This is a genomic window from Pseudomonas sp. B21_DOA (assembly GCA_030544685.1).
In the GTDB taxonomy this organism is placed as follows: Bacteria; Pseudomonadota; Gammaproteobacteria; order Pseudomonadales; family Pseudomonadaceae; genus Aquipseudomonas; species Aquipseudomonas fluorescens_AO.
This window is the reverse complement of the sequence record CP086683.1, coordinates 5,535,270-5,548,705: the sequence shown is the minus strand read 5'-3', so window position 1 is coordinate 5,548,705 and position 13,436 is coordinate 5,535,270. Positions and strand designations below refer to the sequence as shown.

Sequence of the window (13,436 nt, the reverse complement as noted above, 5' to 3'; positions counted from 1 at the left end):
ATCTTTCAAGCTTGATGCACTTTCATCAGCTTCTTGAGCAACGGCTTGCCCAGCATCAACACGAACACCGGGCCACCAACCAGCAGATAGAAGTAATAAGTCACTACCCGCCAGATCAGAATCGCCGCCGCTGCGGTGGATTTGCCCACCATTGGCGTCAGCAGCGCTGCAGACGTCAATTCTGCGGCCCCCGCGCCACCGGGCAACAGGCTGAATTGACCGGCGCCCAGCGATAGCATCTGCACCAGAAAACTCCAGGCCCACTGCAAGTCGGCACCGAGCCCGCGTAGCGCCAGATACAGCACGCTATAGCGCAACAACCAGTGTACGCAGGTCAGGGCGAACACCTGGATCAGCGTCTGCCAGGGCAGTTTCAAGGTATCGGTAAACGCCGCGAGAAAGTGCAGCAATTTGCGCGCCCAGCGGCGACGCGTACGCGCCGTGACGTTCATACCTGCCAACAGCCGGCCGCTCAGACGAATCAACGCCCGGTGAAAGCGTGCAATCAACACGCAACTGACCAAGCCGCCGAACAGCGACACTGCGCTGACTGTCAGCAGCCACTCGAGCCGATCGCTTAAGTGCTGGAATAGCGCGTAAATCAGAATTGCGCTCAGCGCGCAGAGAAAGAACAGCAGATCGCTGAGCTGATCCATGGCAAATACCGCACTGCCTCGCGCCGGACGTACGCCGCAGCGCGCCAGCAAGGCCATGATCGTCAGCGGCCCGCCACTGCCGCCGGGCGTGGCGCAGTAAGCGAACTCGGCCGCCATCACCACACCGAGGCTTTTCAAGGGCGCGACCTTGTCACGCTGATCGCCGAGCAACAATCGCAGGCGCAGGGTATTGATCCCCCAGCACAGCAGAATCATGCCGAACATGATCAACAGCCAGTTCAGCGGAAAGCTGCGCAGGCGTGACCAGGTTTCCCCGCCGCCGAGCAGCACCGGAATCAGCACCGCCGCGAGCAGGCCGATCAGCAACAACAGGCTGCGCTTCATGCTGCGCGTTCCAGCTGACCGTGCTGGCGGGCAAGCCAGTCGATCTTGGTCAGGGGCACGCGTCCGTCTGCCAGCAGGCGTTGCAAGGTGTGTAGCCAGTAATCGCGCGAGAAACGGTGGCGCATGTCCACCGGATGCAGGCCCAGGCGAATCACCGGCGCCTCGCGCCAACGCTGTTCACGCTGGTCGCTGACAATTTTCGACAAGCCGCGACGCCAGGCACTGCGCGCACTCCATACCAGTCCCGGAGCATCTATGGCGCTGAAGTCGGGCAAGCGATAAAGATGCTGTGGATCGCTGGTGTAGCTGAGTGGCAATTCGCGCAAGGCTTGGCGGGTGCCGTCGCTCATCAGCCAGGCCGGGGCAACGAAGCCATGCACTGGCCAGTCGTAACGCTGAAAGATTTCAAGGCCGGCGTGCAGGCGGGCGAGGGCGGTTTCGCGGGACAGGCGATAGAACTCGCCTTCATGGGTGTAGACCCGGCGCATGAACCAGTCGCGCGGGGTGTTCGGCATGGGTTCCTGGTCGTCGTGGTAATAACCGTGCAGCGCCAGTTCATCGCCCCGAGCGACCCGGGCATCGAGCACTCGGCGAAATGCCGGGTTGGCATCAAGCGCATCATGGCGATGGAAGTCCGGCACCACCAGCCACGTGATCGGCACATTGCCCAAGGCATCGACGGCGTCGACGAAGGGATGGTAATCCGCCCACGTCGAGGGCGCCACGTCGTGCAATACCAGGCACACCGCTTTCATGTTCTCAACCATTGGCCACCCGTGGCAGCGTATGACCGAGCACCGCATGGTAGTGGCTGAGCAGGCTATCGACCACCGTGTCCCAGGCGTAATGGCGTTCGACATGCTGGCGCGCCTGGCGACCGAGGCGCTCACAGCCACGACTGAACAGTTCGCGCACGGCATTGGCCATGGCTTGCGGGTTATTCGGTGCACAAAGCAAGCCGCAGGAATCGTTAACGATCTCTTCAAACGCACCGGCCGCCACCGCCACCACCGGAATGCCACAGGCCATGGCTTCGAGGATGACCAGTCCGAAGGTTTCCTGGTCGCCGGCATGCAGCAGCGCATCGGCGCTGGCCATCAGTCGCGCGACTTTTGGCGCCGGGCAGAATTCGTCGATGACGCTGACGTTGTCCGGCACCGCAGCGGGCATCGACGAGCCGACCAACAGCAAGTGATAGCGCGGGCCGAGGCGCTGCATGCACTTGAGCAGCACCGGCAGGTTTTTCTCCTTGGAACCGCGCCCGGCGAAGATCAGCAAGCGAGTGTCTTCGGCAATCCCCAGCTCGGCACGCAGGCCGGGGTCTCGGGCGTCAGGATGAAAGGTATGCAGATCCACACCCAGCGGTTGCACATGAACGTTGCGCACGCCGAGCCCGGTGAGCTTGTCAGCCATGACCTGACTCGGTGCGAGCACACGATCAAAATTGCCGTAGAGACGAGTCACGTAAGCCTCGACATTCGGCGTGACCCAATGGCCCATGCGATTGCCCACCAGCAGCGGCAGATCCGAGTGATAAAAGCCGATCACCGGCACATCCAGCTGCCGCCGGGCATCCAGCGCCGCCCACGCGGTGAGGTAAGGGTCGCCGACTTCGATCAGATCCGGCTGCAAATCCTGCAGGACGTTTCGCCAAGGCGCCAGGCGCAGCGGGAAGCGATAGCCTTTGCCGAAGGGCAGGGCAGGTGCTGGAACCGTGTAAATGCCGTCATGTTCACCCAGCCGCGCGCCGGGGATCAGCAGGCTATGACGAATACCGCTGCGGTCGCCGAGGCGACGGTGTTTGGCATCCAGATAAGTACGCACGCCTCCGCTGGCCGGGGCGTAGAACATGGTGATGTCGGCGATATGCACGGTGAGCAACCCTCCGCTGTGTTGTTCTCCCTTGGTTGACCGTTATCCAGAATAGATGTTCGGTCGGGATTGCGCGGTGGGGTGTCAGTCGGGTTTTGTTGAAAGGTAGATATTCGCGAGCAGGCTCGCTCCCACAATGGAATGCATTTTCCCTGTGGGAGCGAGCCTGCTCGCGAAGTGGCCAGTCGCCGCAGCTTAAATCCTGAAGCTGCCCACCAGTTGCTTGAGGCGCGAAGCCTGCTGCTCCAGATCCGAACACGCGCGCAAGGTCGCTTGCAGGTTCTCCACGCCTTCCTGGTTCAGCGTGTTGATCTCAGTAATATCGACATTGATCGACTCGACCACAGCAGTCTGCTCTTCAGTCGCGGTCGCCACCGACTGGTTCATCCCGTCGATCTCACCGATGCGCAGGGTCACGCTGTTCAGGCGTTCGCCGGCAAGGTTGGCGATCTCCACGCTGTCCTGACTGTGGCGCTGGCTGTCGCTCATGGTGCTCACCGATTCCCGAGCGCCGACCTGCAGCTCCTCGATCATGGTCTGCACCTGTTGCGCCGATTCCTGCGTGCGGTGCGCGAGGTTACGCACTTCGTCGGCCACCACGGCAAAACCACGACCGGCCTCACCGGCGCGCGCCGCTTCGATCGCCGCGTTCAGGGCCAACAAGTTGGTTTGCTGGGAAATGCTGGTGATCACTTCGAGAATCTGGCCGATGTTGACAGTCTTGCTGTTCAGCGACTCGATATTGGTGCTCGATGCGCTGAGCATGCTCGACAGTTGGTTCATCGCCTTGATGCTGCGCTCGACCACTTGCTGGCCGTCCTCGGCCAGACCCCGAGCGTCGCTGGCCTGGTTCGAGGCTTGCGCGGCGTTGCGGGCAATTTCCTGGGCGGCGGCGCCGAGCTGATTGATCGCGGCGGCAACGCTGCTGGTGCGCGAGGCTTGCTGGTCGGAGTTGTACATCGACGAGTTCGAAGCTGCGACCACGCGCAGGGCGACCTCGTTGACCTGGCCGGTAGCTGAGGACACTTCGCGGATCGAACCGTGAATGCGCTCGACGAAGCGGTTGAACGCGGTGCCGAGGATGCCGAATTCATCGTTATTGATGATGTTCAGGCGTTTGGTCAGATCGCCTTCGCCGTCAGCGATGTCTTCCATGGCGCGGGTCATCACGTGCAGCGGCTGGATCAGCAGGCGGATGAGCATACCGAGCAGGGCGATGATGATCGCCACGGCAATAACGGTCGCGATTACCGCTGAGGTGCGGAATTCGCTGAGCATCGCGTAGGCCTGGTCTTTATCGATCGACAGACCGATGTACCAGTTCACCGACGGCAGGCCTTTGATCGGGGCGAAAGTGACGATGCGGGTTTTGCCATCAACCGTCACTTCGCTGAAATCACTGCTGATGCGCGGGGTGTCCTGCGGGTAGGCTTCTTTGAGCGACTTCATCACCAGAGCCTTGTCCGGGTGGACGAGGATCTTGCCGTCGGCGCTGACCAGAAACACATAGCCCATGCCGTCGAAATCCCGCGCGGCGAGGGTATCGACCAGTGATTGCAGGCTCAGGTCGCCGCCGACGACGCCAACACTCTGCCCGGCCTTTTTCGACGCGGTGGCGATGGAGATAATCAACTGGCCGGTGGCCGCATCGATGTAGGGTTCGGTCAGGGTCGAGGTGCTGCTGCTTTCGGCACCTTTATACCAAGGGCGTACGCGCGGATCGAAACCGTCCGGCATTTTCACATCCGGGCGGATGGTGAAGTGGCCAGTGGCATCGCCCAGATAGGTGGCCATGAACGTCGAGGTCAGGCTTTTCTGTTCCAGGAGGCTGGCGACCGTGGCAGGTTCCGGGTTGATGGCGATGTTCTGCGCGGCGTTCTCGATCAGCAGAATGCGCCCGCTGAGCCAGGTCTGGATATTGCCGGCGGTGACCTCGCCCATTTCATTGAGGTAGTTGTTCAGGTCATCGCGGATCGCATTGCGTTGCAGCCAGTCGTTGTACAACGTGAACGAGGCGAAAGCGGCAATGACGATGAGAGCGGCGGCAAGCAAAATCTTATGGCTGAAGCGCAGGTTTTTGTTCATGGCTTGGGGTTCCGCTAAGGTCTTAATGTCCTGGGCGTGCTTTGATAGAGACGCGCACTATGGGCAAGGTTGAAAAACTGATATTTCCGGCTCTCCTTAGGGAAATGTCCGACCCGATTTTCTGATGGGTCTGTCCAATTGATGTATCGGCCATGTGTCATCAAAGATTAACCATTGGGTGAGAAAATGCCTGACTCTTCGCAACTCGTTATCGGCGCTGATCCGGCCGCGCAACCCATCGCTCAGGCCATGCGCCTGGCCAACCGCCACGGCCTGATCGCCGGCGCCACCGGCACCGGCAAAACCGTGACATTGCAGCGTCTGGCCGAAGCGTTCAGCGACGCCGGTGTGGCGGTGTTCGCCGCCGACATCAAGGGCGACCTCTGCGGCCTCGGTGCTGCCGGCAACCCGCAGGGCAAAGTGGCCGAGCGCATTGCCGGCATGCCGTGGCTCAGTCACACCCCCAGGCTTATCCCGTGACGCTGTGGGACATTCACGGTGAGTCCGGTCATCCGCTGCGCACCACGTTGAGCGAAATGGGCCCGCTGCTGATCGGCAGCCTGCTCGAGCTGACCGACAGCCAGCAGTCGGCGCTGTACGCGGCTTTCAAAGTGGCGGATCGCGAAGGTCTGCTCCTGCTGGATCTCAAGGATCTGAAAGCGCTGCTCAATCACCTCAAGGACAATCCGCAGTTGCTCGGCGAAGACGCGGCGCTGATGACCACCGGTTCCAGCCAGGCGCTGCTGCGCCGTTTGGCGACGCTGGAACAACAGGGCGCCGAAGCCCTGTTCGGCGAGCCGGCGCTGCAACTTGAGGACATTCTGCAACCGGGCGCTGACGGCCGTGGACGCATCCATCTGCTCGACGCCAGTCGGTTGGTACACGAGGCGCCAAAAGTCTATGCGACATTCCTGCTGTGGCTGTTGGCCGAGTTGTTCGAGCAACTGCCCGAGCGAGGCGATGCTGACAAACCGCTGCTGGCGCTGTTTTTCGACGAGGCGCACTTGCTGTTCGGCGACACGCCCAAGGCGTTGCAGGAACGGCTAGAACAAGTGGTGCGCCTGATCCGTTCCAAAGGTGTTGGCGTGTATTTCGTCACCCAGTCGCCGGCGGACCTGCCGGATGACGTGCTGGCGCAGTTGGGCTTGCGCATTCAACACGGTCTGCGTGCGTTTACCGCCAAAGAACAGAAATCCCTGCGCGCCGTGGCCGATGGTTTTCGGCCGAATCCAGCATTCGACAGCCTGTCGGTGTTGACCGAACTGGGGATTGGCGAGGCGCTGGTAGGAACGCTTACCGAGAAGGGCACGCCGGAATTGGTCCAGCGCGTGCTAGTGGCGCCGCCGCAATCGCGGATCGGCCCGCTGACTGCAACCGAGCGCACCGTGCTGATCGCCGGCTCGCCGTTCAAGGGCCGCTATGACAAGCCGATCGACCGCGAGTCGGCCTATGAGATTTTGATGGGACGCAAAGGGCTGGCGCCGGAGGCTGAAACACCAGCGGGCAAACCGGCGGCCGAAGAGCCGAGCCTCGCCGATCGGGCGGGAGAATTCCTCGGTACGGCAGCAGGCCAGGCGCTGAAATCGGCGATGCGCCAGGCCGCCAATAACCTTGGCAAGCAATTGGTGCGGGGGTTGATGGGGTCTCTGCTCGGAGGCAGCAAGCGCCGCTGATCCAGGAATTGCCGGAGATCAAACCTGTGGGAGCGAGCCTGCTCGCGAAAGCGGTGTGTCATTCAACATCAATGTCGGCTGACATGGCCTCTTCGCGAGCAGGCTCGCTCCCACATGGGAATCGTGTGCACAGTCAGGTCTTGCTTTTGGCATGCGCCGCCAGCCGCTCCAGCGCCGCGCGCAATCCCGGATCGCTGATCCCGTCAGCCGTTGATTGAATCGTCTCCGCCGCACTGCTGGACAAATCCATCGTGTGCCCGACCGCCCGATGTTGGACGATCGGCGGGCGCACGCTGAATTTGATCCGCGACAGGTTGGCGAACTCTTCGAACAATTGCAGTTGTCGTTGCAGGCGTTTCTGCTGATAGCGCAGGCGCGTTGCCCAGTGGCCGTCAGTGACCACCAGCGACAGCTCGCCCTCGCGCCACTTGGCCACCCGGCAATGCTCGCGGGCAGCGGGTTGCAGCTGACTTTCGAGCAGGCGTTGTAAATGCTCCAGACGCTGGGCATGGCCGAGGATGGCTTTCAGCGGTTTGGCTTCACGTAACAGAACGGCGGGGGCTCTGGCCGTGAGAGGGCGAAACGCCATGATCGAACACCTGAAGTAACAGAGGCGCCATGTTAGCAGAAAGCTGTGGAACCTCTGGCCCATTGCTTTTGTCCCTGCTTTGCTCATTAAATCAACGCCTGACTTCTTTCCCCGACGGGTTGAAGTTGAGCAAAACGCCCCTATTTTAAGTGAGCCCCGTCAAAGCGCAGTGCCAGCATCGTGGAACATCGCCACTTTCCTCACCACCGTTTCCGGGTAGAATGCTCGTTCGCATGCGGCCATGAGGGCTGCACGGGCGACTCACGGGGCCGCCCTCCATCCCTTTAGTGTGGAAGATCCTGCCGATATGTTTGCGCCTTTGTTAAAGAAACTTTTTGGAAGCAAGAACGAGCGTGAAGTCAAACGCATGCTCAAGACGGTGCAGCTCGTCAATGCCTTCGAAGAGCAAATGGTGGCCCTTTCGGACGATCAATTGCGTGCCAAGACCGCTGAGTTCAAGGCCCGTATCGCCAAAGGGGAAACCCTCGACAAGCTGTTGCCGGAAGCCTTTGCCGTTGCCCGCGAGGCCGGCAAGCGCGTGATGGGCATGCGCCACTTCGACGTGCAACTCGTCGGCGGCATGACCCTGCACGAAGGCAAGATTGCCGAAATGCGCACCGGTGAGGGCAAGACCCTCGTGGCCACCCTGGGTGTTTACCTCAACGCACTGTCCGGCAAGGGCGTGCACGTTGTGACCGTGAACGACTACCTGGCCCGCCGTGACGCCAACTGGATGCGCCCGCTGTATGAATTCCTCGGCCTGACCGTCGGCGTCGTAACGCCGTTCCAGCCGCCGGAAGAGAAGCGCGCCGCCTACGCCGCCGACATCACCTACGGCACCAACAACGAATTCGGTTTCGACTACCTGCGCGACAACATGGCGTTCAGCATGGATGAAAAATTCCAGCGCGAACTCAACTTTGCCGTGATCGACGAAGTCGACTCCATCCTCATCGACGAAGCGCGTACTCCGCTGATCATTTCCGGTCAGGCCGAGGACAGCTCCAAGCTGTACATGGAGATCAACAAGCTGATCCCGCAGCTGGAACTGCACGTCGAAGAAGTTGAAGGCCAGGTCACCAAGGCCGGTCACTACACCGTTGACGAAAAGACCCGTCAGGTCGAACTCAACGAAGCCGGTCACCAGTTCATCGAAGAAATGCTCACCCGCGTCGGCCTGCTGGCCGAAGGCGAGAGCCTGTACTCGGCGCACAACCTTGGCCTGCTGACCCACGTCTACGCCGGTCTGCGTGCGCACAAGCTGTTCAACCGCAACATCGAATACATCGTCCAGGACGGTCAGGTCGTACTGGTCGACGAACACACCGGTCGTACCATGCCGGGTCGTCGTCTGTCCGAAGGTCTGCACCAGGCTATCGAAGCCAAGGAAGGTCTGAACATCCAGGCCGAGAGCCAGACCCTGGCCTCGACTACCTTCCAGAACTACTTCCGTCTGTACACCAAGCTGTCGGGCATGACCGGTACCGCCGACACCGAAGCGTTCGAATTCCACCAGATCTATGGTCTGGAAGTCATGGTCATCCCGCCGAACAAGCCGTTGGCGCGTAAAGACTACAACGACCTGGTGTTCCTCACCGCCGAAGAGAAATACGCGGCGATCGTGGCCGACATCAAGGAAAGCATGGCTGCCGGTCGCCCGGTGCTGGTGGGTACCGCGACCATCGAGACCTCCGAGCACATGTCCGAATTGCTCGTCAAAGAAGGCATCGAACACAAGGTTCTCAACGCCAAGTTCCACGAAAAAGAAGCTGAAATCATCGCTCAGGCCGGTCGTCCGGGTGCGCTGACCATCGCCACCAACATGGCCGGTCGTGGTACCGACATCCTGTTGGGCGGCAACTGGGAAGTGGAAGTCGCTTCGCTGGAAAACCCGACCCCTGAGCAGATTGCACAGATCAAGGCCGACTGGCAGAAGCGTCACCAGCAAGTGCTGGAGTCCGGCGGCCTGCAGGTAATCGCTTCCGAGCGTCACGAGTCGCGTCGTATCGACAACCAGCTGCGTGGCCGTGCCGGCCGTCAGGGCGATGCCGGTTCGAGCCGCTTCTACCTGTCGCTGGAAGACAGCCTGATGCGCATCTTCGCTTCTGATCGGGTGAAGAACTTCATGAAAGCCCTGGGCATGCAGCCGGGCGAAGCGATCGAACACCGCATGGTGACCAACGCGATCGAGAAGGCGCAGCGCAAGGTTGAAGGCCGCAACTTCGACATCCGCAAGCAACTGCTCGAGTTCGACGACGTCAACAACGAACAGCGTAAAGTGATCTATCACATGCGTAACACGTTGCTGGCCGCCGACAACATCGGTGAGACCATCGCCGACTTCCGTCAGGACGTGCTCAACGCTACCGTCAGCGCACACATTCCGCCGCAATCGCTGCCAGAGCAGTGGGACGTGGCCGGTCTGGAAGCGTCGATCGAAAGCGATTTCGGCGTGAAATTGCCGATCCAGCAATGGCTCGACGAAGACGATCACCTGTACGAAGAAACCCTGCGTGAGAAGCTCATGGCCGAGCTGATCGCCGCGTACAACGAGAAAGAAGACCAGGCCGGTGCCGAGGCGCTGCGCTCGTTCGAGAAGCAGATCGTCCTGCGCGTACTCGACGACCTGTGGAAAGACCACCTGTCGACCATGGATCACCTGCGTCACGGCATCCACCTGCGTGGCTATGCGCAGAAGAACCCGAAGCAGGAGTACAAGCGCGAATCCTTCACGCTGTTCTCCGAGCTGCTCGATTCGATCAAGCGCGATTCGATCCGCGTGCTCTCGCACGTTCAGGTACGCCGCGAAGATCCGGAAGCCGAAGAACAACGCCTGCGTCAGGAAGCCGAAGCACTGGCGGCGCGCATGCAGTTCGAACACGCCGAAGCGCCTGGGCTGGATCAGCCGGAAGCGTTGGGTGAAGAGGTCGATGTGGCCCTCGCCACCGCCGCTGCCCCGGTTCGCAACGAGCAGAAGTTGGGCCGCAACGAGCTGTGCTACTGCGGTTCGGGCAAGAAATACAAGCATTGCCATGGGCAGATCCAGTAAAACCCGTTTCAATCGCTGAACACCCGCGCCGCGACCGGCTTCTGCCGTCGCGGCGTTTTGCCATTTATCCCACCGTCCTTTCCCGTGGCGGTGCTGACATCATTGAGTAAGGAGCGCATTCATGGCTGTTGGTCTTGGTCCTTTGCCAACGTTGCACCCGGTTGCCGGTTTTGAACTCGGTATCGCCTCGGCCGGCATCAAGCGCCCGGGGCGCAAGGATGTGGTTGTGATGCGCTGCGCTGAAGGTTCGACCGTGGCTGGCGTGTTTACCCTGAACGCGTTCTGCGCCGCGCCGGTGATCCTGGCGAAAAAGCGCGTGCACAATGCCGTGCGCTATCTGCTGACCAACACCGGCAATGCCAACGCCGGTACCGGCGAGCCTGGTTTGGCGGCTGCCGAGCGCACCACCGCTAAGTTGGCCGAGCTGACCGGCGTCGATGCCAGCCAGATTCTGCCGTACTCCACTGGCGTGATCGGCGAGCCGCTGCCGGTCGAGAAGATCGAAGGCGCACTGCAAGCCGCGCTGGACGACCTGTCGGAGAACAACTGGGAAGCCGCCGCCACCGGGATCATGACCACCGACACCCTGCCGAAGGGCGCCAGCCGCCAGTTCGAGCATGACGGCGTGACCATCACTGTTACCGGCATCAGCAAAGGCGCCGGCATGATTCGGCCGAACATGGCGACCATGCTGGGTTACATCGCCACCGACGCCAAAGTCTCCCGCGAGGTGCTGCACAATCTGATGCTCGACGGCGCGAACAAGTCGTTTAACCGCATCACCATCGACGGCGACACTTCGACCAACGACTGTTGCATGCTGATCGCCACTGGCAAAGCCGCGTTGCCGGAAATCACCCGCGCTGAAGGCGAGCTGTTCGCCAAGTTGAAGCAGGCGGTGTTTGAAGTGTGCATGGACGTGGCCCAGGCCATCGTGCGCGACGGCGAAGGCGCGACCAAGTTTGTCACCGTCGAAGTGAATGGCGGCGGCAATCATCAGGAATGCCTGGACGTCGGCTACACCGTGGCCCATTCGCCGCTGATCAAGACCGCGCTGTTCGCCTCCGACCCGAACTGGGGCCGCATTTTGGCCGCCGTGGGCCGTGCCGGTGTGCCGGATCTGGACGTGAGCAAGATCGACGTGTTCCTCGGTGACGTGTGCATCGCCAGCCGTGGCGCCCGCGCCGCGACCTACACTGAAGCCCAGGGCTCGGCAGTGATGCAGCAGGAAGAAATCACCATTCGCATCGAACTGGGTCGCGGCGATTGCAGCGAAACCATCTGGACCACCGACCTGTCGCATGAGTACGTGAAGATCAACGCTGAATACCGTACTTGATTCAAGGTGTGGGAGTGGGCTGCCGGCCTCTTCGCGGGCAAGCCCGCTCCCACAGTGATTGCGGTCGTTCACAAATGCCGTGTCCACCACCAAAACCTGTGGGAGCGGGCTTGCCCGCGATGACGGACGACCAGACGCCAGACATTCTGGATTGTTTCCCTGACGAAAAGGCGCCACACCATGTCCCTGCACCTGATCATCGGCGACAAACTGCTTTCCTCCTGGTCCCTGCGCGCGGCACTGGCGCTGGACCTGACCGGCGCACCCTACAGCGAAGAGCTGATCAAGCTCGGCAAGCCCGACACCCGCGAGCGCCTGCTCAGGCATTCGCCTACCGGGAAGGTGCCGCTGCTGCAAACCACCCGTGGCACCATCGCCGATTCGCTGGCCATTGCTGAATACCTCGCTGAGCAGTTTCCGTCCGAGCAACTCTGGCCGAGCGATACCTTCGCCCGCGCCCAGGCCCGCTCGGCCTGCGCACAGATGCACAGCGGCTTCTTCGCCATGCGCAATCACATGCCGTTCAACCTGAGCCAGGACGCACCACTGAACCCGGTGCCGCCAGAGGTGAAGGTCGATATCGAACGCATGCTCGCGCTATGGGCTGAGTGTCGGGCGGCAGCCACGGAAGAGGGCCCATACCTGCTCGGTCGTGTCAGTCTCGCCGATGCCTTTTTCGCGCCGATCGCCGTGCGCCTGCGCACCTATCAGGTGAAGTTGCCGGCAGTCGACGAAGCTTATGTTGAAACCGTCTACCAATGGCCCGCCTTCAAGGCGTGGCAAAAGGCTGGACTGGAGGAATTGAACCCGTGAAACGCGTCCACGTCGCCGCTGCCGTCATTCGTGACGGCGCCGGCAAAATCCTCATCGCTCGCCGCGCTGACACTCAACACCAGGGCGGCTTGTGGGAATTTCCCGGTGGCAAGGTCGAGGCTGACGAGTCGGTCGAATCGGCACTCGCTCGCGAGCTGCACGAAGAGCTGGGCATCGTCGTTGCCGCTGCCCGTCCGCTGATCAAGGTTCGCCACGATTATCCGGACAAACAGGTGTTGCTGGATGTCTGGGAAGTCTCGGCGTTCAGCGGTGAACCCCACGGCGCTGAAGGCCAGCCTTTGGCTTGGGTCCCTGCCAGGGAGTTGATCAACTACGAGTTCCCGGCGGCCAATCAGCCGATCGTCGCAGCAGCGCGCTTGCCTGCCGAATACCTGATCACTCCGGAAGATCTGGAAGGCCCGGCCTTGTTGCGCGGCATCCAGAAGGCGATTGCTGGTGGAATCAAACTGATCCAGCTGCGCGCACCGAACGGCTACGACCCGAAATACCGCGATCTGGCGGTGGATGCCGTGGGCCTGTGCGCGGGCAAGGCTCAGTTGATGATCAAAGGGCCGTTCGAATGGCTTGGCGATTTCCCCTCGGCCGGTTGGCACATCACCGCTGCCCAGCTGCGTAAATACGCAGCGGCAGGACGTCCGTTGCCGGCCGAACGCTGGCTCGCGGCATCGTGCCATAACGCCGAAGAGCTGGCGCTGGCCGAGCAGATGGGCGTCGACTTTGTCACCCTGTCACCGGTGCAGCCGACGCTGACGCACCCGGATGCACCGCCGTTGGGGTGGGAGCAGGCACAGGCATTGATCGACGGTTTCAGTAAACCGGTGTTTCTGCTCGGTGGAGTAGGCCCGGCGGATCGCGAGAAAGCCTGGGGTGCCGGGGCTCAGGGTGTGGCGGGGATTCGGGCGTTCTGGCCTGATCCAGTGTAAGGGCTGCTTGCCCCATCGCTGGCAAGCCAGCTCCCACAGGTTATGGATGTACACAACGTTTGTGAACGATC

At 61.4% G+C, this 13,436-nt stretch carries 9 protein-coding genes and 1 pseudogene; 5 read left to right on the top strand and 5 right to left on the bottom strand.

Annotated elements, in window-relative coordinates; genetic code table 11:
• Positions 1–5 precede the first annotated feature (5 nt).
• The 4 genes from LJU32_25725 to LJU32_25710 form a co-directional block, all read right to left on the bottom strand.
• The gene (locus tag LJU32_25725; GenBank protein WKV88706.1) at positions 6–1,001 is read right to left on the bottom strand and encodes a flippase-like domain-containing protein; all 996 of its coding nucleotides are present in this window, start codon (positions 999–1,001) and stop codon (positions 6–8) included.
• Positions 998–1,768, bottom strand: a complete 771-nt coding sequence (locus LJU32_25720) for a polysaccharide deacetylase family protein (protein ID WKV88705.1) — start codon at positions 1,766–1,768, stop codon at positions 998–1,000. The genes LJU32_25725 and LJU32_25720 overlap by 4 nt, the downstream gene beginning before the upstream one ends.
• Complete coding sequence (locus tag LJU32_25715; protein ID WKV91202.1) at positions 1,761–2,852, bottom strand: glycosyltransferase family 1 protein; 1,092 nt, start codon at positions 2,850–2,852, stop codon at positions 1,761–1,763. The genes LJU32_25720 and LJU32_25715 overlap by 8 nt, the downstream gene beginning before the upstream one ends.
• A 216-nt stretch (positions 2,853–3,068) precedes the next feature.
• Positions 3,069–4,958, bottom strand: a complete 1,890-nt coding sequence (locus LJU32_25710) for a methyl-accepting chemotaxis protein (protein ID WKV88704.1) — start codon at positions 4,956–4,958, stop codon at positions 3,069–3,071.
• Positions 4,959–5,144: 186 nt separating this feature from the next.
• Between LJU32_25710 and LJU32_25705 the strand changes: the two are divergent.
• Positions 5,145–6,631: pseudogene (locus LJU32_25705) on the top strand (DUF853 domain-containing protein).
• Positions 6,632–6,764: 133 nt separating this feature from the next.
• On the opposite strand, the gene LJU32_25700 reads toward LJU32_25705, so the two are convergent.
• Positions 6,765–7,220: a DciA family protein gene (locus LJU32_25700; protein ID WKV88703.1), complete on the bottom strand. Its 456-nt coding sequence runs from the start codon at positions 7,218–7,220 to the stop codon at positions 6,765–6,767.
• A 307-nt stretch (positions 7,221–7,527) separates the two neighbouring features.
• Between LJU32_25700 and secA the strand changes: the two genes are divergently transcribed.
• The 4 genes from secA (at position 7,528) to LJU32_25680 (ending at position 13,365) form a co-directional block, all read left to right on the top strand.
• Positions 7,528–10,269 (top strand): preprotein translocase subunit SecA, encoded by a 2,742-nt coding sequence (gene secA / locus LJU32_25695; GenBank protein ID WKV88702.1) that lies wholly within the window; start codon positions 7,528–7,530, stop codon positions 10,267–10,269.
• A gap of 121 nt (positions 10,270–10,390) precedes the next feature.
• A complete protein-coding gene (gene argJ, locus LJU32_25690) occupies positions 10,391–11,608 on the top strand; it encodes a bifunctional glutamate N-acetyltransferase/amino-acid acetyltransferase ArgJ (GenBank protein WKV88701.1) in 1,218 nt (405 codons plus the stop codon).
• Positions 11,609–11,788: 180 nt separating this feature from the next.
• A complete protein-coding gene (locus LJU32_25685; protein ID WKV88700.1) occupies positions 11,789–12,421 on the top strand; it encodes a glutathione S-transferase family protein in 633 nt (210 codons plus the stop codon).
• The gene (locus tag LJU32_25680) at positions 12,418–13,365 is read left to right on the top strand and encodes a Nudix family hydrolase (GenBank protein ID WKV88699.1); all 948 of its coding nucleotides are present in this window, start codon (positions 12,418–12,420) and stop codon (positions 13,363–13,365) included. Before LJU32_25685 ends, LJU32_25680 begins: the two co-directional genes overlap by 4 nt.
• Positions 13,366–13,436: the final 71 nt, after the last annotated feature.